We start from the raw sequence: 24,508 nt of genomic DNA on the forward strand, positions 1-24,508 counted from the left end.
GTCCGTAAAGCTTCGCCCATGCACTTTTAGTGCTTCAGGCCGACAAGCGGCCTGAAGTGGCGGCATGGACATGATGTGATAGGCCAACGGCCTAATCACAGGAATGTCCGTAAAGCTTCGCCCATGCACTTTTAGTGCTTCAGGCCGACAAGCGGCCTGAAGTGGCGGATGGACATGATGTGATAGGCCAACGGCCTGTCGCGATTGTTCAATCCGACATCCGGAATTGATGAAGGGCGGCCCTCGGGTCGCCCTTTTTAATTGTGCCAAAAATGTACAACTGCAATTCCTGCAAGATTCTATTGCCTTGCAAATTTTGCAACTTGCCCATTGCTGTTTTCGAAAAAGCCCCTATAACTCGCAGCGCAGCGATTTTGGAGAGTTAGCTGCAATACACGTAATTTTTACTTCTTTTGGACAGGCTTAACCTGCGGCTTGGCATGATCATGACCTTGGGCGCTGGCACTGTCCGGATTTATTACTTGAAATGACTTCATAGACTGGAGCGCCATCCCGAATAGCATTGTCGACAGCGGATCAGCGGAGGCACGTCTCCGCTATGAGCCGCGGCGCAAAATGCGGGGAGACCTTCCATCCGGAGAGATATGGAATTGAAGTGAAGCGCGCGGGGGGACCATGCGCTCATGTGGGGATCATCTTGTTCAAGATTGCCAAGGCCAATTTTTCCGCACCATTTGCTCCCGGCTCGCTGGAGTTCGAAGGCCATGACCCCGATCTTCTGGCACAATTCTGCGTTTCCGAGGGATGGACGGGCGATCTTTCAAGCGGCATCATCAAACTTGGGCAGTGGGGCACGATGCTGCATGGGCTGAGCTCCTCGGAATGCGGCCTGCTAAGCCTCATGCATTGCTATGATCCGCACGATCGGGCGCGTATCCTCGACCTCTTCGAGCAGGCGGCAACGGCCAACTCTTCCTTCTGTTATTCCACGACGACGCTCGGCACTGGCGGTCATCGCCAGCCGGTCTTCTGCGTCGGCGAATCCGTTGCTGCGGACAAGCAGCACGCCGGCAGTATGGTCGGCGTCTTCCTGTTCCCACGCTTCAAGCTGGAACCGGGCAGCCAGCTCGCCACCCGACAGTAAACGACTGCCGGCTATTGTCAGGCGCGCTCGCCTGACAATAGCCGGGTTCAACCTCATCAATCCCGCTTCGGAATGCTCAAGCCCCGCTGGCTTGCCGGGCGCGCAAGGGCGCGGTCCAGCCACGCCATGACAGACGGGAAGCTTTCGAACTGCAGGACCTCGCGACCGCCATAGAAGACGTCGACGCCGCGAACCCAAGGGAATGTCGTGATGTCGGCGATAGTATATTCGTCGCCCATGATCCATTCACGGCCCTTCAGGCGCTCTTCCAGCACACCGAGCAGCCGCTTGGCCTCATCGCGATAGCGCTCGACCGGATAGGAGTTGTTGGCCACCTTCTCGGCGGCGAATTTGAAGAAGTGGCCGAACTGACCGAACATCGGGCCGACGCCGGCCATCTGGAAGAAGACCCATTCCAGCGTCTCGTAACGCCGGGCGGCATCGCTCGGAATGAGCTTGCCGGTCTTTTCCGCGAGATAGACCAGGATCGCGCCCGATTCGAACAGGCCGATCGGCTTGCCGTCCGGGCCATCGGGATCGATGATCGCAGGAATGCGGCCATTCGGGTTCAGCGACAGGAATTCCGGGGATTTCTGGTCATTGGTGCCGAAGGAGATCAGATGCGGCTCGTAGGCCAAGCCGAGCTCCTCCAGCGCGATCGAGACCTTGACGCCGTTCGGCGTCGGCAGGGAATAGAGCTGGATAATGTCCGGATTGCTGGCAGGCCAGCGCTTCGTGATCGGAAAGGACGATAGATCGGCCATGGACTAGCTCCTGAAAACCATGATTTGACAACTGATTTGGCGCCACCATAGCCGATACGGCTCGTATGGGAAGAGCGATCGAGGTGGATCATTGTTCAATGATTGTGAACTAATTGTGCGCAGTTGTTTATCTTTTCAATCTCCTGAAAATCACGAATATCTGTCTTCAGAAATTGTCGCCACCCGATCCCAAGTGAATTTACTGGAGACTGTCATGTCCAATACCAACAACATCATCATTCTCGTGGCGCGCATCCTGCTCGCCTTCATGTTCATCTTTGCCGGCTTCGGCAAGCTGACCGATCCGGCGGGTACGGCTGGCATGATCGCCGGCGCTGGCATGCCGGCTGCAACGCTGCTCACCTACCTTGCCGGCGCCTTCGAATTCGTCACCGGCGTTTGCGTTCTCATCGGCTTCCAGGTCCGCATCGTCGGCTGGCTGCTCGCCGCCTTCTGTGTCTTCACCGGTATCATCTTCCACCTGCCGACCGTCAATGTTCCGGATTTCCCGGCTGCGGCCAACGGCTGGATCAACGGCCTGAACTTCGTGAACTTCCTGAAGAACATCACGCTGGCCGGCGCCTACATCATGCTCGCCACCAATGGTGCAGGCGTCTACTCGGTTGATGCCCGCCGCGGTGCTTACGCTGCAGCCTGATCGGCACATAGCCTCCCAAGATAAAGAGCCCGCCGGAACTTCCGGCGGGCTTTTTTCATGTCGGCTATTTGAGAAAATCAGAGCGCGCTGCGCACCGCCGAAATAATGCGCTCAACCATCGGATTGCCCTCATGGCTTTCCTTGCGGGCGCGCACCAGGCAGGCCTCGGAGCGCAGAATGATCCCATCCGACAGGATCTTCAGATGGTTTGCCCGCAACGTCGAGCCGGTGGAGGTGATGTCGACGATGATGTCGGCAGAGCCGGCAGCCGGCGCACCTTCGGTCGCACCAAGGCTTTCGACGATGCGGTAGAGCTGGATGCCGTGCTGGCTGGAGAAGAACTGCTGCGTCAGCCGCCAATATTTCGTCGCGACCGTCAGCCTGTGGCCATGACGCGCACGGAAATCGGCGGCGACATCGCCAAGGTCAGCCATGGTATCGACATCGAGCCAGATCTCCGGCACGGCAACGACCACATCGGCGTGGCCGAAGCCAAGTCTTGCGCAGAACTCGACACGGCGATCGGCCTCTGCCATGCCTTCGCGCACGAGGTCTTCGCCGGTAATGCCGAAATCGACGCTGCCATTGCCGATCTCGCGCGAGATCTCCGAGGCCGACAGGAAGGCGATTTCAACACCATCCCAGCCCTCGACGCGGCCGCGATAGGAGCGGTCATTGCCGACGGCGACGATCGGCATGCCGGCGCGCTCGAAGACCGCGGCGCAATCGTCCTTCATGCGGCCCTTGGAGGGAAGCGCTATCGTGATGGTCATCAGGCTGCCCTCGCGGTTTCGATGCGGTCGAGCCAGAGCGCGAAGCCGACGGCCGGGATATGATCCTTGGCGCCGAGCAGGGTCATCAGCCGGTCGAAGCGGCCGCCACCGGCAAGCACCGCGCTCGATCCCTCCACCGTCACTTCGAAGACGAGGTCGGTATAGTAGTCGAGCGGACGACCGAAGGCGGCGCGATACTCTATGTTCGAGGCGTCGACGCCGGCCTTGGCCAAAGCTTTGACGCGAGCGTCGAAGCTCTTCAATGCGTTTCCGAGGTTCAGTCCCGCCGCATCGGCAAAACCGGCCAATGCAGCCGAGGCATCCGCCAAGGGCACGCTCAAGGACAGGAATTCCTCCAATACGAGGAATGCAGCGTCATCGAGCCGTGTTTCCGACAGCACCAGCTTCTCGCGAAGACGGCGGGCGATTTCCTGCGGCGAGCGGCTGGCATTGGTGGAGTAGCCGGTCGCCTGCATGGTGGCATCGATATGCTTGACCAGCCCCTGCTCGTCGCCGCGATTGAGGAAATCCAGCACATGGACATCGAGGCCGGTGACAGGCTGCGGGCTTGCAAGATGCGCCAGCAGGGTTTCGAGCTGCATCATGTTGCCAAAGGCGTGGACCAGCCGCTTCTGCCAGCCGGACGGCAGCCCGAGCGCCTGCACTACAGCCTCGAACACGGCCTGGTCGCCAAGCGTCACCGAGAGCGACGTGCCGGGAACCAGCCGATTGAGGATGCCGATGGCATCGCCGATGGCACGGGCATCGGCGCTGGCGGTATCGCTATCGCCCAGATCCTCGATGCCGGCCTGATAAAATTCATGCCCGCCTTCGCGGCGCTGGCGAAAGATCTCGCCGAGATAGGAATAGCGCTTCGGCGTGCCGGTGGCGGTTTCGATGTGGCGCAGGCAGACCGGAATGGTGAATTCCGGACGCAAGCAAAGGCTGGCGCCGGTTTCGCTTTCGGTCATGAAGATGCGCCGGCGAAGATCCTCGCCGGCCATATCGAGAAAGGGTTCGGCCGGCTGGATAATGGGTGTGTCCACCCTCTCCGTCCGGCGACCGGCAAACTCATCCAGCAGATCGCCGGCAAAATCCGGAAGGTTGATCAGGGGCATCAGCCCGCCCTCTTCCGGTCTTCCGCCTGTGCCGCGAGCATCGCTTTGACCTTCTCGATCAACTGCGCTTCCGCCACGGTTTCCTGCGCCACGCGGGCTTCGCGCCAGCTGGCATTGTCCTCGATCTCACCGGAGAGGCGCTTACCCTCGATCAAGTCCTTGATCTGGACGACGCCCTCAGCGCGCTCGTCGCCGCCCTGGATGATGGCGATCGGGCAGCCGCGGCGGTCGGCATATTTCAGCTGGTTGCCGAACTTCTTCCAGTTGCCCTGGAACATCTCGGCGCGGATGCCGGCGGCGCGCAGCTGCTGGGTGAAGCGCTGGTAGCGGCCCATGGCTTCGACGTCGCCATCCATGACGGTGACGAGCACAGGCTCGATCACCTCATCCATGCCGAGCTTGCCGAGATTCTTCAATGCCGTCATCAGGCGCGACACACCGATGGAGAAGCCGGTGGCCGGCACCGGCTGGCCCATGAAGCGCGAGACGAGCCCGTCATAACGACCGCCGCCGCCGACCGAGCCGAAGACGACCTTTTCACCCTTCTCGTTGGTGACGTCGAACAGCAGCTCGGCTTCGTAGACCGGGCCAGTATAGTATTCGAGGCCACGCACGACGGAGGGATCAATCTTGATACGATCCGACTGATAGCCCGCGCTAGTGACGAGGCTACCGATGAAATTCAGCTCCTCGACGCCTTCGCCGCCATTCGACGTGCCGGCGACAAGTTCTGCAAGCTGGGTAGCACTTTCGGCATAATCCTTGATGCCGACGAAGAAGAGCACCTTCTCGATCTGATCGGCGTTAAGACCGGCACCCTTGGTGAAATCGCCGGACTCGTCCCTGCGGCCGGCGCCGAGCAAAAGCGCCACACCTTCCGGGCCGAACTTGTCGAGCTTGTCGATGGCGCGCAGCACGTTCAGTCGCTGGGCGGCCTTGTCATCGCCGCCGAGGCCGATGGCTTCCAGCACGCCGTCGAGAACCTTGCGATTGTTGACTCGAACCACATAGTCGCCGCGCTTGATGCCCAAAGCCTCAAGCGTATCGGCCATCATCATGCACATCTCGGCATCCGCCTGCACGCCGGGCGCGCCGACGGTATCGGCGTCGAACTGCATGAACTGGCGGAAGCGGCCAGGACCTGGCTTCTCGTTGCGGAAGACATAGCCGGCGCGATAGGTGCGGTAGGGAAGCTGGATCTCGTTGAAATTCTCGGCGACATGACGGGCGAGCGGCGCCGTCAGGTCGTAACGCAGCGACATCCACTGCTCGTCGTCGTCCTGAAGCGAGAACACGCCTTCGTTCGGCCGGTCGCTATCGGGCAGGAACTTGCCGAGCGCATCGGTATATTCGAACAGCGGCGTTTCGAGAGGATCGAAACCATAATGCTCGTAAACGGCCCGGATCTTGGAGGTCATCTCGTTGACGGCGCGAATGTCGCTGGCCGAACGATCGACAAAGCCACGCGGCAGGCGGGCCTTGAGCTTCTGCGGTTTCTTTTGTTTGTCGCTCATCTCTAGGGTAATCCGGTATGGGAACAGTCGCGGTTAACTAGCGGATTGGGCGGAATGCGGCAAGGATTGTTGTATGTTAGCGGCCGACAAAACGGACAAAAGCCAGAGTGGGCGGCGCAGAGACCATGCCATATGCGATCGTTTTGAAATGTGCGAATGAGAGTGCCGCCCCTGTTCTGGATCTCTGGCGGGAGGCGAGCGGTTTCGAAACTGCGCCTTCAATGCAGGCGCTGAACTATTCGCCACATCTGACCTTTGCGGTCTATCAGGACGTAGCCATGCCCTTGCTTTTCGCAGCCGCTCAGAAGGCGTTCGGAAATGTGCCGCCGCTAGCGGTCGAGTTTTCGGGGATCGGCCATTTTCCAAACGAGATGCTGGTGCTCTGGGCGCGTCCGACCGATGATCGCGTCTTGAGGCAGATACATCGCGTCATTCACGACGAGATCGACCCTGCCCTTTGCCATGAGCACTCCCGTCCGGATCGCTGGCAACCGCATTGCACGATTGCGATGAAAATCCCCGCAAGCGCGGCGGAAACGGCGCTGTCATGGGCGAAAGCGACGCCTGCCAAGTTTACGCTCACCTTCGATGTGGTGGATTGCGTAAGCTTTCCGCCTGTCGAAATCATAAGGGAAGTCAAACTGCGGCATTGATCGGCATCCGGTGGTCTGGCGATGCAGTTTGCGCTTGCCTTCACGCGCCGCACGACTAGGTTTTATTCATGCGCTTGATTGCGATGCTGACAATGCTGATTGCCTGGTTGCTCTACGGTGCCATGCCGGCCCTGGCGAGCTGTCCTGTCTGCGATTCCACCATGCCCATGCCGGTAACAGCGACTATGAGCATGAATGATGGCATGGGGGATATGCCTGGTATGACGGGCCATGGCGACATGGCGCAGCATCATGAGAAGAAGCCGGAAAACCCTTGCGCTGGTGGCATGGCGCATGTGGCGTCCTGCGCAGCCTGTCTTGCCCTGACGCCTACCCTTTCGATCGAAGAGGCCAACAACACATTCTCCTATCCGGCGCCCGCACCTAGCCAGCGTCTTGCCGGCTCGCGTCCACAGCCGACGGCGCCCCCTCCCCGTTTCGCCTGACGATCCCCTACATTCAATCGACGAGCGGCTGCCGCTCAAATCCAGATACCGTCCAGAAATGGAGAGAATACCTATGTCCACTTCAAAGTCGCTGATGCTTGCCGGCGCATTCGCATTTGCCATCGTCCTTCCCGCCTTTGCCGATGACATGCAGGGCATGGACATGAGCAAGCCGATGGGCGACCAGAGCGCCTCCAGCAAGGCCTACAACGATGCCATGGGCAAGATGCACAAGGATATGATGATCCACTATAGCGGCGATGCCGATGCCGATTTCGTCCGCGGCATGATCCCCCATCATCAAGGCGCGATCGACATGGCGAAGATCGAGCTGAAATACGGCAAGGATCCCGAACTGCGCAAACTGGCGGAAGGCGTCATCACCGCGCAGGAGGCCGAGATCAAGGAAATGAAAGCCTGGCTGAAGAAGCGCGGCAAGTAATTCGCGAGATCATGGAGGCGGCATCCGTGCCGCCTCCATCACCGCACCGGATAGCGGAAGACGCTATCCAGCCAATCGGAAACTGTGCGGATACGCACAAGCTGGCGAAGCTCGGCATGCATGAGCAGCCACATTTCTCGCGCTGGCGGATTTTTGTCGCCACTGTCGACGCGGCAAAGGCCATCAGCATTTTCCGCCAGAATTTTGGGCAACAGCGCGCGTCCCAGACCTGCAATTGCTGCCTGAAGCAGAGCTTCAGCATCATTGACCGCGAGTGGGCTGGAGCGGCCTGACTTTTCCGCTTGCGCTGCGATCCAGCGGGCGTGCGGCAGATGCGCCATCGCCTCCTCATAGACGATCCAGGGCAATTCTTCCGCGCGGCTCTCCTGCCCCTCGGCGACATAGACGGCGTATTCGAGCGTCGCGATTCGCCTGGCGACCACCTTGCCGTTTGCCCCGTCGGCCGGCCTTGCGAGGCGCAGCGCCATATCCGCCTCGCGCCGGGTCAGATTGAAATTTCTGGAATCGCCGATGAGTTCCAATTGCAGGCCGGAATGCTGCGCCAGCAGGGCGGGCAGCGAGGGGATCAGCAGCCGGCTGATAAAGGATGGTGCTGCCGTCAGCCGCACCTTGCCGAGCGCCATGGGATCGGCCGCGTCCAATGCGCCGGATAGCGCCATGACTTCGGCCTCGATCGCCTCGGCCTTCGCGACCGCAATCTCCCCTGTCGGCGTCGGAGACAGGACGCCGCCTGCATCGCGAGAGAATAGCGGAGCGCCGAGGCGTTGCTCCAAAATGCGCAGGCGGCGACCAACCGTTGTTGCATCCGTCCCGAGCACTCTGCCGGCGGCTGCGAAAGACCCATCCCGCGCAAGCGCCAGAACATGGCGCAAATCGTTCCAATCGATGTCGTGCAATTTTGCAGCTCCTGACGGTAAACTTACTGCATGCATCAGCATTATTGCAGCCATAGACTGGAAATATCCAGCAAGGAGATGACGATGACCCTGTTCGCAGTTCTATTCGAGGATGACCCGCAAAACGCCGCCGCCATCCGCAAGGAGTATCTGCCGCGCCACTTTGCCTTCCTTGAGGCGAATGCCGCTTCCATCAGGGCGGCCGGGCCGCTCAGCCGGGAGAGTGATGCTTTCGCTGGCGGCCTCTGGCTTGTCGAGGCGCAGACCACGGATGACGTCGACCGACTGGTGAAGGAAGACCCCTTCTGGCCGGCAGGATTGCGTAAATCCGTGCAGATCCTCCGGTGGAACCGGGTGTTCGCCGAGGGCGTACTCCTCTAGCCGCGCGAGCGACGGGCGCCTTTCGACCCTCCACGCTGCCTGCCGGCGGATCAATCCATGATGTCGGGCAGGCGCTCAGCCAGGAGGTCGATGACGGTGCGTGTCCTCAGCGGTAGCTGCGGCATTTGCGGCCAGATCGCATAGACGTTGACGGATCGGCTGGAAACATTCCTCAGCGCCAAAGTGAGCGTGCCAGCAGCCACATAGTCGCGCACCAGCCAGCAGGGGAGCCAGGTGATTCCCATCCCGGCCGCGGCCGCATCGGCAAGCACCTCCAGATCGTCCAGGCGCAGGCGCGTTTCCGGATAATAATCGACGGCCGTGCCGTCATCCTGCAGGAAGGTCCATTTCTTCGTCTGGCCCGATCTCGCATAGACGAGCATGTCATGGTCGGCCAGGTCGGCAATACTTTGCGGCGCGCCTCTTGCGGCAAGATAATCCGGTGACGCGCACAGCGTCATGCGATGTGCGGCAATCTTGCGCGCGGCAAGTCCGGCTTCGTCCCGCAGCACGCCGTTGCGAATGGCCAGATCGAACCCTTCCTCGAAGAGATCGACCACGCGGTCGCTGAAGGAGAGATCCAGTTCGAGCCTGGGGTGCATGCGGGCCAGCTCCAGCAACAGCGGCGCGGCACAGCGACGGCCGAACAGCACGGGCATGGAGATGCGCAGGCGCCCCGTGACCTCGCGCTTGCCCGATTCCAGCATGGCTTCGCCCGATTGTATCTCGTCGAGCGCCCGTCGGCAGCGCTCATAAAACGCCTGGCCTTCATCCGTCAGGCTCTGCATACGAGTGGTCCGATGAAACAGGCGCACATTCAGGCGCCTCTCCAGCCTCGCAATGGTCTTGCCGATTGCCGAGCGCGACAGATTCATGCGCGTCGCCGCCGCGGAAAAGCCGCCTGCTTCGACCGCCTCCACGAATTCAGGAATGCCGTTGAGCATGTCATTCATGATGATTGCTTCCCCAGAGGAACCAGTTAGCGGAAATAATATCGCCACTGGCGACCATGAAGCAACGATATAGTGCCGTCATTGCTTCCAATTCTTCTCAGGAGATCATGATGACGAAAAGCATGAAGCGCTGGACACTCGATACGATCGCCGTCGGCGCTCCGTTGAACCTTACGGAAACGGCGGTACCTAAGCCGGCGCGCGGCGAAGTGCTTGTCCGGGTCAAAGCCGTTTCGCTGAACTATCGCGACAAGCTCGTGCGCGAGACCGGCATGGGCCTGCCGATCCAATTTCCCTTCGTACCGGCGTCCGATATGGCAGGCGTGATTGAAGCGGTGGGAGATGATGTCACCAGATTTGCGGTGGGCGATCGGGTCATTTCGACCTTCCATCCTGGCTGGATTGACGGCAAGCCGCTCGGCGATGCCCGCACACCTCCCTATAAGACGCTCGGCGGCTTCTATCCCGGCGTGCTATCCGAATATATCGCCATGCCGCAGGATTGGTTCGTCTCGGCACCGACGAGCCTCGACTTTGCCGAGGCAAGCACTTTGCCCTGCGCCGGCCTGACGGCATGGTTCGCGCTGGTCGAACGCGGCAAGATCAAGCCCGGTGACAGCGTGCTCGTGCAGGGAACAGGCGGTGTAGCGCTGTTCGGCCTGCAGATCGCCGCTGCACAGGGCGCCGAGGTCTTCGTAACCTCATCGGGACCGGAAAAGCTCGATCGAGCCAAGGCTCTGGGAGCTCATCACGGCATCGACCGGAACAAAAGCGATTGGGTGGAGGAAGTCTATCGCCTCACCAACGATCAGGGCATTGACCACATCATCGAAATCGCCGGTGGGCCGAACTTCGGCCAATCGCTGAAAGCGGTGGCGCCCCATGGACGGATTTCAGTCATCGGCGTCCTCGAGGGCTTCGATATTTCCGGGCCGGCGGCGCCCCTGCTTCTGAAGTCCCCTACAGTGCAGGGTATCGGCGTCGGCCATCGCCGTTCGCTCGAAGATTTCGTGCGCGCGGTCGACAGCATCGGCCTGAAACCTGTGATCGACCATCGCTACGCGCTTGGCGAGGTGCCGGCTGCCTTCGATCATCTCGATCGCGGCCCCTTCGGCAAGATTGTTATCGAGCTGTGACAACCACCGAGCCGCCGCGAAAACGGCGGCTCGGCTTTGCATTATATCAGGCCTTCGGCTCGAACGGCTGCGGTACGCGCTGGGCGCCCTGGCGTGCGAGCATCCAACCGGGATATTCCGGTGCAAGCGCACTGACTTCGTCGAGCTTGGCCATGTCATCCGCATCGAGCTTCAACTTGACGGCGGCGAGATTCTGGTCGAGCTGATCGAGACGCTTGGCGCCGATGATGATGCTGGTGACGAAGGGTTTTGCCAGGATCCAGGCAAGCGCCACCGTGGCGACACTGGAGCCGTGCTTTTCCGCCACTTCGCGCATGGCGGCGACGCAGGCCCAGGCGCGGTCCTTGTCGACGGGCGGGAAATCGAAGCTCGCTCGCCGCCCCTCGCCGTTGCCGGGAGCACCGGGACCATATTTGCCGGACAGCAGGCCGCCCGCCAACGGCGACCAGACCATCAACCCAAGCTTTTCTTCCGACATCAGCGGCACGATTTCACGCTCCAGATCGCGGCCGGCGATGGAATAATAGGCCTGCACGGTTTCGAAACGGGCAAAGCCGCGGCGCTCAGAAATGCCGAGCGCCTTGGCGATACGCCAGGCCTGCCAGTTGGACACGCCGACATAGCGGACGAGACCACGCGAGACGAGATCGTCCAGCGCCTGCAGCGTCTCATCGATCGGGGTTACCGTATCCGTGGCATGGATCTGATAGAGATCGATGTGATCGGTTTGCAGGCGGTCAAGGCTTGCCTGCACCGAATCCATGATATGGCCCCGCGAGGCGCCGCGGTCGTTCGGCTTGTCGCCCATGACGCCGTAGACCTTGGTGGCGATGACGACATCCTTGCGGGGAACGCCGAGGTTCTTTAGCGCCTGGCCGAGCAGCTTTTCGGAATTGCCGAAGGAATAAACGTCGGCGGTATCGATGAAGTTGACGCCCGCGGCTAGTGAGCCTTCGACGATCTTGTCGGCGAGCGCCTGATCGACATCGGCGATCGAGCCCCAGAGGCTGTTATTGGGATTGGCTTCGCCGAAGGTCATCGTGCCCAGGCAAAGTTCGGAGACGAACAGGCCAGTATTGCCGAGTTGGTTGTAACGCATAGGAGAAAATTCCCTTGTGATCAGACGGAAGAGGCTTCCGGCCGGTGAATGCTTATCTCTTGGCTATAATTTGGCCTCGGCACGGCAGCCGTTGTCGGCACCGCCATGGAGAGGTCAGAAGACAGTCGTCGAGGCGCGGCTCTGGCTCCGCGGCGATCGAGACAACAAGCACATAATGCACCGGAAACCGATTTCAACGCGAGACCTCGGATCGATCACGATGCGGTTACCTGCACTTGCTCTTGCGTCCGGCCGGGCGCGAATTAGACTCCAGTCTTCATATCATGCGCAGAACGGACATACCGATGACGCAACGCCCTTTGACCACGATCGGCTTCGACGCTGACGACACGCTCTGGCAGAACGAACAGTTCTACCGGCTGACGGAACTGCAATTTACCGATCTTCTCGCCGATCACGCTGCCAGCGACATCATTTCCGCCCGGCTGCTGGAGGCGGAGAAGCGCAATCTTCGCCACTACGGCTTCGGCATAAAGGGCTTTACCCTTTCGATGATCGAGACGGCCATCGAGATCACGGAAGGCGAAGTGCCATCGAATGTCATTGCCCGGATTCTCGATATCGGCCGCGACCTTCTTGCCCATCCAGTCGAAACACTGCCGCATGTGCGCCAGACACTGGAGGCCCTGTCGGGAAAATATCTGCTGGTGCTGATTACCAAGGGCGATCTCTTCGATCAGGAGCGCAAGCTTGCACAATCCGGGCTCGGCGACCTTTTCGATGCAGTCGAGATCGTCTCGGACAAGAATGCGTCCACCTATCGCCGCATCTTTTCCAAGGTGGGCGATGGGCCGGAACGAGCGATGATGATCGGCAATTCGCTGAAATCCGATATAGTGCCGGCGCTTGCAGCCGGAAGCTACGGCGTCTTCGTGCCACACGAGCTTACATGGTCGTTCGAGCATGTCGACGAGCCGACCGAGGCGCCGCGTTTCCGCAAGATCGGCCATCTCGGCGAGCTGCATAGCGTGATCGAGGCGTTGCTGTAAGCTCTCATTTGTTTCGCAGTTCCGGACGGAAAACCGCTGAGCACTTTTCCTGGAACGGCTCTACTGCCCCTGCTTCGAGCGCGGCGGGAAGAGCATGGGACCCTGATCCTTCTGCTGGTCGGTGGGCTGTTGCGCGGCCGGCGGATTGGGATCGATGAGGATTTCATAGGGAGCGCCGAGACCACGGCGACGGGTGACGCGCGAATAATAGGGCTTCATCAGCCAGGTCGTATCCTCATTGACGGTGACGTCGGCGGTGTTGCCGTCTTCATCCGTGCCGAAGAAGGATTCATCCTCGCTCGACGAGAGGTCGAAGATCGCCATATAGGCGTATTTGCTTTTCGAGCTGAAAGTGATCCGTACATGCTGGCCCTTCTTCAGCGGCAGCATATAAACCTTGCCCTTGCCGAACTTCGTCCAACCCGTCAGTTTCTCGAGGACGGCCGGCAAGGCAATCTTCTCAAGCTTTTCGCCGCGATCGAGCTGCGGCAGCTGCTGTTGCTGGGTGTTGCTTTGAGCATAGGCGGCTGTAGCGCCGAAAAACGCAAACATCGTCAGCGAAAAACCAAAAAGCGCAGCTCTCACGGTCTCACCAATGCACAGCGCATCGCCTCCACCTCTTTCCGGCAATAGCAGCCTTCGATGTGATCGTTGACGAGGCCCATGGCCTGCATGAAGGCATAAACTGTGGTCGGACCGACAAAGGTCCAGCCGCGCTTCTTCAAATCCTTCGAGATCCGCACGGAAGCCGGCGTCGTCGGGTTGGCGCGAAGATGTGCCAAGTCGAAGACCTCGGGGCGCTCGTCGGCACCTGGCTCGTGACCCCAGAAATAGCGGGCGAGCGAGCCAAATTCGTCACGCAGCTCGATGGCGCGGCGGGCATTGTTGATGGTGGAGACGATCTTGCCGCGGTGGCGGATGATGCCGGCATCGGCGAGGCAGCGCTCGATATCCGTGTCGCCAAACTTGGCGACCTTCTCGAAATCGAAGCCTGCAAAAGCGGCGCGGAAATTCTCGCGCTTGCGCAGGATCGTCAACCAGGACAGGCCCGACTGGAAGCCTTCCAGGCAGATCTTCTCGAAGAGCCTGATGTCATTGACGACCGGGCGACCCCATTCCTCGTCGTGATAGCGCTGATATTCCGGCAAATTGCCGTGCCAGAAGCAGCGGTCCTTGCCGTCTTCGCCGGTGATGATGCCCGTTTCGGTCATTTTCGCGATTCGTCCCCTATTTCAGCGCACGCTACCGGAAACCGGTATGCAACTATCGGATAAATTGAGATCAATCAAATGCTTAAATTCATAGGCTGACTTCGACGACCGCGCATTCCGATTCATGATTTACCACTTGCAAACCATCTTTCCAAACCAGGCGGTAACCCTGACAAAGCTTTATCGGCTTCGCGGCATTTTGATGAATAGATCTTTACCATTCGCTCGCGTGCAAGTGGCACCATGATTTCGACCGGGCGCTTTCGCGCCCATCCTCGGCCCATGTGTAGAGAGTTTGTCCGATGATGAAACATGCCGTTCTGTGTGCCGCCGGCGCCCTGAGCCTGCTCGCCTCCACCGCCTTTGCCGACGATCGCTATCAGTCGCGCCCGCCCGTCATCGTCAGTCCCGATCTGACCGCCCCCTGGGTGATGCAGCTGGGCGGCGGCAACGTGCAGCCGGTGGTCTATCCTCGTCCGATGGCGCGCCGCGCCGCCGATCCCACGATGCAGCAGCAGGCCAATCCGCAGGTACGCCAGGTCGTGCAGCCACGCGGGCTGTTTGCGCGCCCGGCCGTGCAGCAGGTCGCCATGGCCCGCCCGCAATATCCGGCGGTCCGCGGCCAGATCGATCCGCAGTTCCTGCCGCAGATCGTCGACTACCAGACCAAGGAAAAACCCGGCAGCATCATCATCGATACCAATAACCGCTTTCTCTATCTGGTGATGGATGGCGGCAAGGCGCGGCGCTACGGCGTCGGCGTCGGCAAGCCCGGCTTCGAATGGGCCGGCGCCCACACCGTCACCCGCAAGCAGGAATGGCCGGACTGGACGCCGCCCGCCGAGATGATCTCGCGCGAGGCCGCCAAGGGCCACTATCTGCCGGCGCACATGGAAGGCGGCGAAGGCAATCCGCTCGGCGCACGCGCCATGTATCTGGGCTCCACCCTCTATCGCATCCATGGCACCAACGCGCCGTGGACGATCGGCAACGCCGTCTCTTCCGGCTGCATCCGCCTTCGCAACGAGGATGTCATCGACCTCTACAATCGCGTGAAGGTCGGCACCCGCGTCACCGTCATGTAGTTTGCACGACTTCTGAGCCTGTGCGGCGATACTATCCCATCGAAGGGGCAGTATTCGCCGCGCCAGACAGCCCTCCACTATAGTTCAGACTATAGTCTGATCCGCGATAGAAGAGCGGGGCGTTCTTCGAGGCCAGTCTCCTCATCGGGCATTTTGATCTTGATCCCTTCGTTGGTTCCGGTAGTTTCCTACCGAATTCAACGAGGGGAATGCCATTATGAAAGCAGCATTGTCGATCGTGACGACAGGTGTCGTTGCGGCGTGTCTTCTTGCAGCATCGAACGCAGCGGCCTTCACCGCCTCAGCACCCTATGCGGCGCCGGCCACGCGTTCGGATGTGATCAGGGTCGCGATGGAGCCGCAGGGCCAGGTGAAGCCGCAGTTCCAGCGGCGCATGGTGCGGCTGGCGACGAACGAGGAGCCGGGCACCGTCATCGTCGACACCAACAACAAGTATCTCTACCTCGTCGAAGGCAATAATCGCGCAAGACGCTACGGCATCGGCGTCGGCCGCGACGGCTTCGGCTGGTCGGGCGTCGTCAAGGTCGGCCGCAAGGCGGAATGGCCCGGCTGGACGCCGCCGCCGGAAATGATCGTGCGCGAAGCCAAGAAGGGCCACAAGCTGCCGGCCTACCAGGAGGGCGGCGAGGACAATCCGCTCGGCGCCCGCGCCATGTATCTCTACCGCAACGGCAACGATACCGCCTTCCGCATCCACGGCACCAACCAGCCATGGAGCATCGGTCTCAACATGTCCTCCGGCTGCATCCGCATGATGAACAAGGACGTGATGGATCTCTATGATCGCGTTCCAGTCGGCACCAAGGTCATCGTCGTCGGCCCTGGCAACAAGCAGGGCGAAGTCAGCTATCAGGATCGCGGCGTCGATGTGCTGAGAACCCTGTTCGGCGGCTGATCGGGGCGGTATTTCCGCCCCCTGATTCGAACACCGACTCAAGGGCGTTCCAGACCATGGCATGGCACCGATCATGCAGGTCGGGGGCGCCCGCTTCGCTTGTGAGGTATCCTCCTCCTCCAGGCCTGGCTGAGCTACTGTTGCGCCAGTGTTACAGCCTGAAACTTATCGCGCTGGTGTGCCGCAAAACGGCCCATTCCCTTCAGTTTAGCGTCAGTTTTCCCACTTAAGCCGTGCCTGTTCACCCATGACTGCAATAGAAGTGTCATGGAAGCACGCTTAGATGGCAGCACTTTGGCATCCGGGGATTTCATATGCATCGTGCATTTCGCATCAAGCAGCCGGCCCTCGCCGCGCTTGCGACTTCCGCATTCATATTTGCCGCAAGCTCTGCCTCGGCAGAGATGCAATTTTCCGCTTACGGCGGCATACAGGGCGCAACAGGCAGCAATGTGACCACGTCGGACGGCGCCGATTTCGACCCGAACTGGTCCGGCAAATCCTTCAAGATGCCGCCCTATTTCGGCTTCCGCGGCATCTGGTGGCTTGACCAGTTCGACAAGCCGAACTGGGGCGTATCGCTCGATTACACCCATGCGAAGGTCTATGGCGATCTCGGCAATACGCCCGGCTGGTCGCATTTCGAGTTCACCGACGGCCTCAACATGCTGACGCTGAACGCGCTCTACCGTTTCCAGGACCCTAGCCGCAACTGGACGCCCTATGTCGGTCTCGGCGCCGGCATCAACGTGCCGCACGTCGAAGTCACGCGCGCTTCCGGCACGACCTTCGATTATCAGTTCGGCGGCGCCTCGCTACAGGCACAGGCCGGCGTCAGCTATCAGTTCGCCAAGCACTGGTCGACCTTCGTCGAATACAAGGGCAACTACAACTTCGTGAACAACGTCTCGATCGACAGCGGCGATACGCTGAAGACCAGGGTTTTCACGCACGCTCTCAACTTCGGCGTCTCGTTCAACTTCTGACGTCCTTCAGGCCGAACTTCGCGATCGATCCCTCAAACCGGTTCAGGCTTGGGGGATCTTGTGCTATGTTTCAGCCCATGAGCTTTTTCTACTACCGATGTGACTGGATCCATCCGGAAAGCGAGGAGCCAGTCATCGTTTATTACGAGGTCGATGTCGCCGGCGATGTTCCGCGGCTCATCGACGTGTTCGCGGACGGCCGCCGGCATTGCATGTCGGTTGCCGATTATGTTGCGCTGGGGCGTGAGATGCGACGGGTCACCAGCCTCGTCGAAGGCTCGTTTTATGACGGCATTGCCGGCCTGGTGGACGGCATCCTCTTCGAGGAAGGCCAGGACCGCATCAGCATGACGCGGATCGCTGCCGACAGGTTCGAGGGCGAATGGCAGGCACATCGCCTGCCGACGCCCGACAAGCTGCACTAGAGCCGGATGATTTTAGATCGAATCGATCTAAAATCTGAATCCGCTCCAGAATCAAAGAAGCAGAGCACGATGTCGTCCGAAATCCCCTGACACTTTTCGGCATCATGCTCTAGGCAGCGGCCGGCTGCAAACCCTTCAGCTTCTCCGGCATATTCCCGCCATAGGCCCAATCCAGCAATTCCACCGTATGCAGGATCGGAATGCCAGTACCTGTGGCGATCTGCGTGATGCAGCCAATATTGCCTGTGGCGATGATATCTGCTCTCGTCGCTTCGAGATTCCGGACCTTGCGCGCCTTCAGTTCGGCCGAAATCTCCGGCTGCATGATGTTGTAGGTGCCGGCAGAACCGCAGCACAGATGCCCTTCCGCCGGCTCACGCACGGTGAAGCCGGCCGCTTTCAACAAGAGCTTCGGCGCCATGGTGATCTTCTGCCCGTGCTGCATCGAGCAGGCGGAATGATAGGCAACCGTGATGCCGCGCGGCATATGCGAGGGAAGGTCGAGGCTTGCGAGATATTCGGTGATATCCTTGGCGAGCGCCGAAACCCTTGCCGCCTTTTCGGCATAGGCCGGATCGAGGCGCAGCATATGCCCGTAATCCTTGATCGTCGTGCCGCAGCCGGATGCGGTTATGATGATGGCGTCTAGCCCTCCGACCTCGATCTCGCGAACCCAGACATCGACATTGGCGCGGGCGGCAGCAAGCGCCTGTTCCTCGCGACCCATATGGTGGACCAGCGAGCCGCAGCAGACCTCCCCTTCCGGCGCCACGACCTCGACGCCGAGGCGGGTCAAAAGGCGGATGGTCGCCGCATTGATTTCGGGATCGAGCACCGGCTGGGCGCAGCCCGTCAGGATCGCCACTCGACCGCGTCGCTCGGCCTGCGGTGCGTGCACCCCCGGCTTGGCAAAGGGCGACGTCGCAGGAATGCTACGCGGCGCAAGATCGAGCATGGCGGCGAAAGCCTTCAATGCAGGAATGCGTCTCAACAGACCCTTGAGCGGTCGGCCGAGCTTTGCAAGCTGCAGGGCGAACCGGAAACGGCCGGGATAGGGCAAGACGGCGGCCAGCACATTGCGGGTCAGCCGGTCCATCAACGGGCGTTTGTAGGTCGTCTCCACATGCACGCGCGCGTGGTCGATCAGGTGCATGTAGTCGACGCCGGACGGACAGGTGGTCGTGCAGGCAAGGCAGGAGAGACAGCGATCGATATGCGTCACCACTTCGGCATCGGCTGGCCGGCCGTTTTCCAACATGTCCTTGATCAGGTAGATGCGGCCGCGCGGGCTGTCGAGCTCGTTGCCGAGCGTCACATAGGTGGGACAGGTGGCGGTGCAGAAGCCGCAATGCACGCATTTGCGCAGGATCGCCTCGGACTCGGCCACATGCGGATCGGCAAGCTGTTCGGGCGTGAAATTGGTTTGCATCAGGTCCCCCGTCACGCCATTTTGCCGGGGTTGAAAATCCCCGCTGGATCGAATTTTTCCTTCACGCGCGCCGAAAGCAGCGCCACGGCCTCCGGCTGCGGCTGGAAGGCAGCCGTCATCGCGCGGTGAGCCGGGGTGGCGCGCATCAAGGTCGCATGTCCGCCGCCAAGCGCGTGGATGTAGCGTCGCAGCATGTCGCCTTCCGGCTCGGCTTCCATGCGCATCCAGACAAGCCCGCCTTGCCAATCGTAATAGGCATCCACGCCCTCCTCCAGGCGAAGAGCGGCCACAAGCTGGTGGCCCGTGCCGGGCGCGACCGAGACGCGCCAGACAGGACGCGGGGTGCCATCCGCATAGGGCTTCACATCGCGGATCTCGCGCCATAACCGGCGGCTGTCATCCTCCTCGAGGCGTTTCACCGATCCAAGCCGGCCCATCGCGGCGGCAAGCTTTTCACCACGGACTGCGACGGAGCCAGGAAGACCCTCGATGCGCAGCACCGCCGCCTCTCCTTGCGGCAACTTCCCATCGAGAAAAGACCAGGCGACGGTGAGCGGCAGATGGGCGGCACCCGACACTTCGAGCGGCAGGGCCATGGCCGCAGCCATCGCATTGGCGGCTTCCGCATCGTTAAGGCCGGAGAGGACGATCGTCTCCTCCGTCTTCGGCTTCGGCGGCACGCGGAACGTTACCTCGGTCAGAAGGCCGAGCGTGCCGTGGGAGCCAGCCATCAACTTGACCAGATCGAGGCCGGTGACGTTCTTCATCACCCGCCCGCCGGCCTTGACGATCTCGCCCCGGCCGTTGACGAAACGGACGCCGAGAAGGCTATCGCGCGCGGCACCGCTGACGAAGCGGCGCGGACCGGAGACATTGGCCGCGAAGATGCCGCCGATCGTCGGCTCGCCTTCCGTTGCCATCAGCGGCCGATGATCCATCGGCTCGAAGGCCATCATCTGACCGCTCTCTGCAAGCGCTGCTTCGATCTCCGCAACCGGCGTACCGGCGCGAGCGGTCATCACCATCTCACCCGGATTATAGGCGACGATGCCGGCAAGGCCGCTCGATGAAAGAACGGCGTCGGATGCGACCGCATTGCCGAAGCCGGATCGCGTGTTGCCGCCGACGATGGCGAGGGCTGCGCCGCGGGCCGTATGATCGCCGATGATCGAGGCGGCTTCCTCTTCTGTCTTCGGATGAAACTCGGTCATGCGGCGTTGCGTCCGTCGAGCGGGAAGACCTTGGAAGGATTGAGGATCCAGCCAGGATCGAAGGCTGCGCGAACGGACATCATCTGCGCGAGATCGACCTCCGCATATTGATGGCGCATCAGGTCGCGTTTCTCGATGCCGACGCCGTGCTCGCCGGTGAGGCAGCCACCGGCATCGACGCAGAGCCGCAGGATATCGTTGCCGGCGGCTTCCGCCTTGGCTGCTTCCTCGGGATCGTTGGCATTGAAGAGGATCAACGGGTGCATGTTGCCATCGCCGGCGTGGAAGACGTTGGCGACGCGCAGGCCGTAGCCATCGACGATCTCGCCGGTCTTCTTCAGCACATAGGAGAGCTGGCTGAGCGGCACCGTGCCATCCATGCAGATGTAATCGGCAATGCGGCCAGTGGCGCCGAAAGCCGATTTCCGGCCTTTCCAGATCAGGGCCGCCTCCGTCGCCGACTGGCATTCACGCACGGTCTTGACCCTGTGAGTGCGGGCGATGGCGACGATGCTGGCAAGCATATCGTCCATTTCCGCCTCGGAGCCTTCGACTTCGACGATCAGGAGCGCCTCGACATCAAGAGGATAGCCGGCCTTGGCAAAGGCCTCGCAGATCTCGATCGCCGGCTTGTCCATGAATTCGATGGCGACGGGCACGATGCCGGCGGCAATGACATCGGCGACGCAGGCGCCTGCTTCCTCGGAACTGTCGAAGCCGAAGAGCACCGGCCGGGCGCCCTCGGGCTTGGCGATGAGCCGCACCGTCGCTTCGGTGACGATGCCGAGCTGGCCTTCCGAGCCGCAGACGAGGCCGAGCAGATCATAGCCTGCCGCATCGAGCGCCTTGCCGCCGAGATCGATGACGGTGCCGTCGGTCAGGACGAGCTTGACGCCGAGCAGATTGTTGGTCGTGACGCCGTATTTCAGACAGTGCGCGCCGCCGGAATTCATGCCGATATTGCCGCCGATGGTGCAGGCAAGCTGCGAACTCGGATCGGGCGCATAGAAGAAGCCGTCTGCCGAAACACTTTCGGAAACATGCAGGTTCGTTACCCCCGCCTGCACGGTCGCGGTGCGGTTGGCATAATCGATATCGAGGATGCGGTTCATCTTGGAGAGGCCGAGAACGACGGCATCCTCCTGCGGGATGGCACCACCGGACAGCGAGGTGCCGGCGCCGCGCGGCACGACGGGAATACCGTAGCGATGGCAATATTTCATGACGGCCGCCACTTCCGCCGTCGAGCGCGGCAGAGCGACGGCAAGCGGCAGGCGACGATAGGATACGAAGGCATCGGTTTCGAAGGGCACGAGCTCACGCGGCTCGTGGATCAGACATTCCGGCGCCAGAAGATCGGCGAGATCGGCGACGATTGCGCTGCGGCGCGCCAGGACATCCGCCCGCGGCTCCAGAAATGAAATGGCCTCGGCCATGCCGTCCTCCTCCTGCATCCCCTTTGCGGATACAGCCTCCTTTTAACCCATTACAGGCTTAGCGCTTTCCCAAGTTTGGAGCAAATGATAAGCATTTATTCCAAAATAGGAAATAATCGCGCATGACCAATCTAGGGGATCTCGAAATCTTCGCCAGCGTCGTCGCGACCGGCAGCATGTCGCTGACCGGCCGCGCGCTCGGTTTTTCTCCCGCCGTCATCTCCAAGCGCATCAAGCGCCTGGAGGATAGGCTCGGCACCCGGCTCCTGCAGCGCACCACGCGGCAGATTTCGCTGACGGAGGCGGGCCAGGGTTTCTATGACCGCGTGCTTGCCATTCTTGCCGGGCTCGAAGAGGCAGAAGCCTATATTGCCGGGCGCTCCTCGCAGATGCACGGCACGCTGAAAATATCAGCCCCGACCTCCTTCGGCCGTCTGCACATCGCGCCGCATCTGAAATCCTTCATGCAGGCGCATCCCGAGCTGGCGCTCAATCTCGTGCTCAGCGACGAATTTGTCGATATCGTCGGCGGCGGCTTCGATCTTGCCATCCGCATTGCCGAACTGACCGATTCCAGCCTTGTCGCGCGCAGGCTCGCTCCGGTGCGCCGCGTGCTCTGCGCGTCCCCCGCGTACATCGACGCCCATGGCCTTCCGCAGGATATCGACGATCTGCGCCGGCATATCTGCCTACCGGCGCACAATCTCGATCCGTGGCGGCTGGAGGGGCCGAAAGGCAGCCTGATCTTCCGCCCCGAGGGCAGGCTCATCACCAACTCCAGCGAGGTCGTGCGCGAAGCCGTGATCGCCGGCCTCGGTATCGCGCTGCGCTCCACCTGGGACATCGGGCCGGAGCTGCGCGACGGCCGCCTCGTGCAGGTGCTGCCAGCCTATGAAGGTTCGCACAATGTCACGCTTTCGGCCGTTTATCCCAGCCGGCAGTTCCTGCCGGCAAAGGTGCGCGTCTTCATCGATTTCCTGGCGGAACTTTACGGCCCGGTTCCCTATTGGGAAAGATAAGTGCCGTAGAGGTTCGAGGAGACCGCCATGTCCGGGCCTGAAATCATCCGTTCCGATCTTGCCCTAAACGGGAAGACGCGCCTCACCGTGGCGCTTGGCGACATCACCAAGTTCTCGGTCCATGCCATCGTCAACGCCGCCAACAGCAGCCTGCTCGGCGGCGGTGGCGTGGATGGCGCGATCCACAGGGCCGCCGGGCCAGACCTGCTAGCGGAATGCCGGACGCTGAACGGCTGCAAGACCGGGCAGGCAAAGATGACGGGCGGATATCGCCTGCCGGCCAAGCATGTGATCCATACGGTCGGCCCGGTCTGGAATGGCGGCGACCATGGCGAAGAGGAGCTGCTTGCCGGCTGCTATCGCAACAGCCTTGGCCTTGCCCGGCAGCACGGCCTGAAGATGATCGCCTTTCCCGCCATCTCGACGGGCATTTACCGCTTTCCCGCCGAGCCGGCGACGAAGATCGCAATAGGCACCACGCTTGCCGAAAGCAAGGATGGCGCCTTTGACGAGATCATCTTCTGCTGCTTCGGCGACGAGATGGCAGCGCTCTATGATCGATTGCTGCCGCAGGCGTTGGCCGAAACCTGATGCTTAGCGCGCCAGATCGAGGTAGGCGGAGGCGACCATGGCGTCGATATCGGCCGGAACCGGGATGACGCAGGCTTCCTTCCCAAGGTTGCCCTTGGCGACTCGTTCCAGGCAGCGGGCCTGCAAGGCAAAGCCGAGATCCATGGATTCGACCGTGTTGCCGAGCGGACGCGGGCCGGCCAGATTGGCCATGTGGCCGCCGCCAAGAATATGGAAGGCACGGCCATCGCGCATGCGGACGGTCTCGATCTGCTCGGCTTCATAACGATCGACACCGACAACATCGGGACTGCTGCGGAAGCCCTCGACATCGATTTCATGCGGGAAATGGCCACCATTCATCAGGATCGCGCCGTCCTTGATCAAGGGCAGATCGGCGACCGTGATGATATCCGGATAGCCTGTCACGGTGACCAGCACATCGGCGGAACGGATCGCTGCGTCACGCAACCGCGTTGAAAAGCCGTCGAGATGCGCTTCAAGCGTCGTGACCGGATCGATATCGACGACGCTGACGGCTGAGAACGCATTGCGGAAGCACGCCGCCGTGCCCTTGCCGCAAGCGCCGTAACCGAAGACGGTGACGCGCTTGCCGTTGGTGGAGCGGTTGGTGAAGCGCAGATAGCTCTCGAACATGCTCTGCCCGACGGCATGCCGGTTTTCGGCGAATTGCTTGATCGGGCTATCGTTGATGACGAGGATCGGCATGTTGAGCTTGTCGCGCATCGGCATGAGACGGGTGCGGCCGGATGTGGTTTCCTCGGTGCCTCCGAGCAGGTTTGCATAGAGCTTGTCGGCCGCGCGGGCAAAAAGATCGCCGCCATTGTCAAGCAGCAGGTCCGGCTTTTCCGCCAGGATCGCATCGAGGCTCGCCCCATGCTCCTCGGCATCGCGGGTCTGCGTTGCGAAGACCTTGATCCCCTGAGCGCGCAGATAGTCCACCGTCTCAGGCTGGGTGCTGTTGAGGTTTCCGGTGCAGACGAGATCGGCGCCGCCAGCCCGCAGCGTCATCAGCAGCGCGACCGTCTTCGGCTCGAGATGAATACCCGTGCCGATGGTGAGACCAGCAAAGGGCTTGGTGTCGCGGAATTCCGCGGCCGTTGCAGCCAGGAGCCGGCAGCTGCGCGCCACCCAGTCGATACGGGAAAGAGAAGAAGACTGATCCATGATGCGCTCCTGCCGGCTTGTTCTATGCCGCGATCTGGCATGATGGCAAAGGCCGTGTCGATG

Annotated in this window: 27 protein-coding genes; 14 read left to right on the forward strand and 13 right to left on the reverse strand. The window is 61.1% G+C overall.

All coding sequences use genetic code 11. The annotated features are described in order from the left end of the window. The first annotated feature begins 658 nt into the window (after positions 1-658). The gene (locus tag GA0061100_RS25615; protein ID WP_244557945.1) at positions 659-1,105 is read left to right on the forward strand and encodes a hypothetical protein; all 447 of its coding nucleotides are present in this window, start codon (positions 659-661) and stop codon (positions 1,103-1,105) included. A gap of 56 nt (positions 1,106-1,161) precedes the next feature. Here GA0061100_RS25615 and GA0061100_RS25620 read toward each other — a convergent pair whose 3' ends face one another. Beyond that, positions 1,162-1,869: a glutathione binding-like protein gene (locus tag GA0061100_RS25620; protein WP_075855648.1), complete on the reverse strand. Its 708-nt coding sequence runs from the start codon at positions 1,867-1,869 to the stop codon at positions 1,162-1,164. Between the two features lie 214 nt (positions 1,870-2,083). Here GA0061100_RS25620 and GA0061100_RS25625 point away from each other — a divergent pair, with 214 nt between their 5' ends. Continuing rightward, complete coding sequence (locus GA0061100_RS25625) at positions 2,084-2,527, forward strand: DoxX family protein (RefSeq protein WP_075855649.1); 444 nt, start codon at positions 2,084-2,086, stop codon at positions 2,525-2,527. A gap of 77 nt (positions 2,528-2,604) precedes the next feature. Here GA0061100_RS25625 and hisG read toward each other — a convergent pair whose 3' ends face one another. From hisG to hisS, 3 genes are read right to left on the reverse strand one after another with little or no spacing between them, the layout of a single operon-like run. Further along, positions 2,605-3,300, reverse strand: a complete 696-nt coding sequence (gene hisG / locus GA0061100_RS25630; RefSeq protein ID WP_075855650.1) for an ATP phosphoribosyltransferase — start codon at positions 3,298-3,300, stop codon at positions 2,605-2,607. Then, a complete protein-coding gene (locus GA0061100_RS25635) occupies positions 3,300-4,418 on the reverse strand; it encodes an ATP phosphoribosyltransferase regulatory subunit (RefSeq protein ID WP_075855651.1) in 1,119 nt (372 codons plus the stop codon). Before GA0061100_RS25635 ends, hisG begins: the two co-directional genes overlap by 1 nt. Further along, positions 4,418-5,932, reverse strand: a complete 1,515-nt coding sequence (gene hisS, locus GA0061100_RS25640) for a histidine--tRNA ligase (RefSeq protein WP_075855652.1) — start codon at positions 5,930-5,932, stop codon at positions 4,418-4,420. Before hisS ends, GA0061100_RS25635 begins: the two co-directional genes overlap by 1 nt. A gap of 125 nt (positions 5,933-6,057) precedes the next feature. Between hisS and GA0061100_RS25645 the strand changes: the two genes are divergently transcribed. From GA0061100_RS25645 to copM, 3 genes are all read left to right on the forward strand, one after another. After that, positions 6,058-6,585 (forward strand): 2'-5' RNA ligase family protein, encoded by a 528-nt coding sequence (locus GA0061100_RS25645; protein ID WP_075855653.1) that lies wholly within the window; start codon positions 6,058-6,060, stop codon positions 6,583-6,585. Positions 6,586-6,653: 68 nt separating this feature from the next. Next, the gene (locus GA0061100_RS25650) at positions 6,654-7,031 is read left to right on the forward strand and encodes a hypothetical protein (RefSeq protein ID WP_075855654.1); all 378 of its coding nucleotides are present in this window, start codon (positions 6,654-6,656) and stop codon (positions 7,029-7,031) included. A 73-nt stretch (positions 7,032-7,104) separates the two neighbouring features. Next, on the forward strand, positions 7,105-7,473 hold the full coding sequence (gene copM / locus GA0061100_RS25655; RefSeq protein WP_075855655.1) for a CopM family metallochaperone: 369 nt from the start codon (positions 7,105-7,107) through the stop codon (positions 7,471-7,473). A gap of 38 nt (positions 7,474-7,511) precedes the next feature. On the opposite strand, the gene GA0061100_RS25660 is transcribed toward copM, so the two are convergent. Next, positions 7,512-8,390, reverse strand: a complete 879-nt coding sequence (locus tag GA0061100_RS25660; protein WP_244557946.1) for a LysR family transcriptional regulator — start codon at positions 8,388-8,390, stop codon at positions 7,512-7,514. Positions 8,391-8,474: 84 nt separating this feature from the next. Here GA0061100_RS25660 and GA0061100_RS25665 point away from each other — a divergent pair, with 84 nt between their 5' ends. Further along, on the forward strand, positions 8,475-8,771 hold the full coding sequence (locus GA0061100_RS25665; RefSeq protein WP_075855657.1) for a YciI family protein: 297 nt from the start codon (positions 8,475-8,477) through the stop codon (positions 8,769-8,771). A 50-nt stretch (positions 8,772-8,821) separates the two neighbouring features. Here the strand turns inward: GA0061100_RS25665 and GA0061100_RS25670 are convergent, their stop codons facing one another. Beyond that, positions 8,822-9,724 (reverse strand): LysR family transcriptional regulator, encoded by a 903-nt coding sequence (locus GA0061100_RS25670; protein ID WP_075855658.1) that lies wholly within the window; start codon positions 9,722-9,724, stop codon positions 8,822-8,824. A gap of 110 nt (positions 9,725-9,834) precedes the next feature. On the opposite strand from GA0061100_RS25670, the gene GA0061100_RS25675 reads away from it, so the two are divergent. Further along, complete coding sequence (locus GA0061100_RS25675) at positions 9,835-10,860, forward strand: zinc-dependent alcohol dehydrogenase family protein (RefSeq protein WP_075855746.1); 1,026 nt, start codon at positions 9,835-9,837, stop codon at positions 10,858-10,860. Positions 10,861-10,906: 46 nt separating this feature from the next. On the opposite strand, the gene GA0061100_RS25680 is transcribed toward GA0061100_RS25675, so the two are convergent. Further along, a complete protein-coding gene (locus GA0061100_RS25680) occupies positions 10,907-11,959 on the reverse strand; it encodes an aldo/keto reductase (RefSeq protein WP_075855659.1) in 1,053 nt (350 codons plus the stop codon). A 305-nt stretch (positions 11,960-12,264) separates the two neighbouring features. Here GA0061100_RS25680 and GA0061100_RS25685 point away from each other — a divergent pair, with 305 nt between their 5' ends. Then, positions 12,265-12,969 (forward strand): HAD family hydrolase, encoded by a 705-nt coding sequence (locus tag GA0061100_RS25685; RefSeq protein ID WP_075855660.1) that lies wholly within the window; start codon positions 12,265-12,267, stop codon positions 12,967-12,969. A gap of 60 nt (positions 12,970-13,029) precedes the next feature. Here GA0061100_RS25685 and GA0061100_RS25690 read toward each other — a convergent pair whose 3' ends face one another. Further along, positions 13,030-13,521, reverse strand: a complete 492-nt coding sequence (locus GA0061100_RS25690; RefSeq protein ID WP_167459847.1) for a hypothetical protein — start codon at positions 13,519-13,521, stop codon at positions 13,030-13,032. Positions 13,522-13,550: 29 nt separating this feature from the next. Beyond that, complete coding sequence (locus GA0061100_RS25695; RefSeq protein WP_075855662.1) at positions 13,551-14,180, reverse strand: DNA-3-methyladenine glycosylase I; 630 nt, start codon at positions 14,178-14,180, stop codon at positions 13,551-13,553. Between the two features lie 302 nt (positions 14,181-14,482). Here GA0061100_RS25695 and GA0061100_RS25700 point away from each other — a divergent pair, with 302 nt between their 5' ends. From GA0061100_RS25700 to GA0061100_RS25715, 4 genes are all read left to right on the forward strand, one after another. Continuing rightward, complete coding sequence (locus GA0061100_RS25700) at positions 14,483-15,265, forward strand: L,D-transpeptidase (RefSeq protein ID WP_075855663.1); 783 nt, start codon at positions 14,483-14,485, stop codon at positions 15,263-15,265. A gap of 217 nt (positions 15,266-15,482) precedes the next feature. Further along, positions 15,483-16,181, forward strand: a complete 699-nt coding sequence (locus GA0061100_RS25705) for a L,D-transpeptidase (RefSeq protein ID WP_075855664.1) — start codon at positions 15,483-15,485, stop codon at positions 16,179-16,181. A gap of 314 nt (positions 16,182-16,495) precedes the next feature. Beyond that, complete coding sequence (locus GA0061100_RS25710) at positions 16,496-17,167, forward strand: outer membrane protein (RefSeq protein ID WP_075855665.1); 672 nt, start codon at positions 16,496-16,498, stop codon at positions 17,165-17,167. Between the two features lie 65 nt (positions 17,168-17,232). Beyond that, positions 17,233-17,592, forward strand: a complete 360-nt coding sequence (locus tag GA0061100_RS25715; protein WP_244557947.1) for a DUF6881 domain-containing protein — start codon at positions 17,233-17,235, stop codon at positions 17,590-17,592. Between the two features lie 109 nt (positions 17,593-17,701). Here GA0061100_RS25715 and glcF read toward each other — a convergent pair whose 3' ends face one another. Genes glcF through GA0061100_RS25730 form a run of 3 tightly spaced genes read right to left on the reverse strand, consistent with a single transcriptional unit; the run spans position 17,702 to position 21,668 of the window. Continuing rightward, positions 17,702-19,021, reverse strand: a complete 1,320-nt coding sequence (gene glcF / locus GA0061100_RS25720) for a glycolate oxidase subunit GlcF (RefSeq protein ID WP_075855748.1) — start codon at positions 19,019-19,021, stop codon at positions 17,702-17,704. An 11-nt stretch (positions 19,022-19,032) separates the two neighbouring features. After that, positions 19,033-20,232 carry an FAD-binding protein gene (locus GA0061100_RS25725; protein ID WP_075855666.1) on the reverse strand — a complete coding sequence of 400 codons (1,200 nt, stop codon included), beginning with the start codon at positions 20,230-20,232 and terminating at the stop codon, positions 19,033-19,035. Further along, the gene (locus GA0061100_RS25730; RefSeq protein ID WP_075855749.1) at positions 20,229-21,668 is read right to left on the reverse strand and encodes an FAD-binding oxidoreductase; all 1,440 of its coding nucleotides are present in this window, start codon (positions 21,666-21,668) and stop codon (positions 20,229-20,231) included. The genes GA0061100_RS25725 and GA0061100_RS25730 overlap by 4 nt, the downstream gene beginning before the upstream one ends. Positions 21,669-21,790: 122 nt before the next feature. Here GA0061100_RS25730 and GA0061100_RS25735 point away from each other — a divergent pair, with 122 nt between their 5' ends. Then, complete coding sequence (locus GA0061100_RS25735) at positions 21,791-22,687, forward strand: LysR family transcriptional regulator (protein ID WP_075855667.1); 897 nt, start codon at positions 21,791-21,793, stop codon at positions 22,685-22,687. Between the two features lie 27 nt (positions 22,688-22,714). Further along, a complete protein-coding gene (locus GA0061100_RS25740; RefSeq protein WP_075855668.1) occupies positions 22,715-23,278 on the forward strand; it encodes an O-acetyl-ADP-ribose deacetylase in 564 nt (187 codons plus the stop codon). A 3-nt stretch (positions 23,279-23,281) separates the two neighbouring features. Here the strand turns inward: GA0061100_RS25740 and GA0061100_RS25745 are convergent, their stop codons facing one another. Further along, positions 23,282-24,445 (reverse strand): adenosylhomocysteinase, encoded by a 1,164-nt coding sequence (locus tag GA0061100_RS25745; RefSeq protein WP_075855669.1) that lies wholly within the window; start codon positions 24,443-24,445, stop codon positions 23,282-23,284. Between the last annotated feature and the right edge of the window lie 63 nt (positions 24,446-24,508).

It is taken from the genome of Martinezella hainanensis, assembly GCF_900094555.1.
In the GTDB taxonomy this organism is placed as follows: domain Bacteria; phylum Pseudomonadota; class Alphaproteobacteria; order Rhizobiales; family Rhizobiaceae; genus Rhizobium; species Rhizobium hainanense.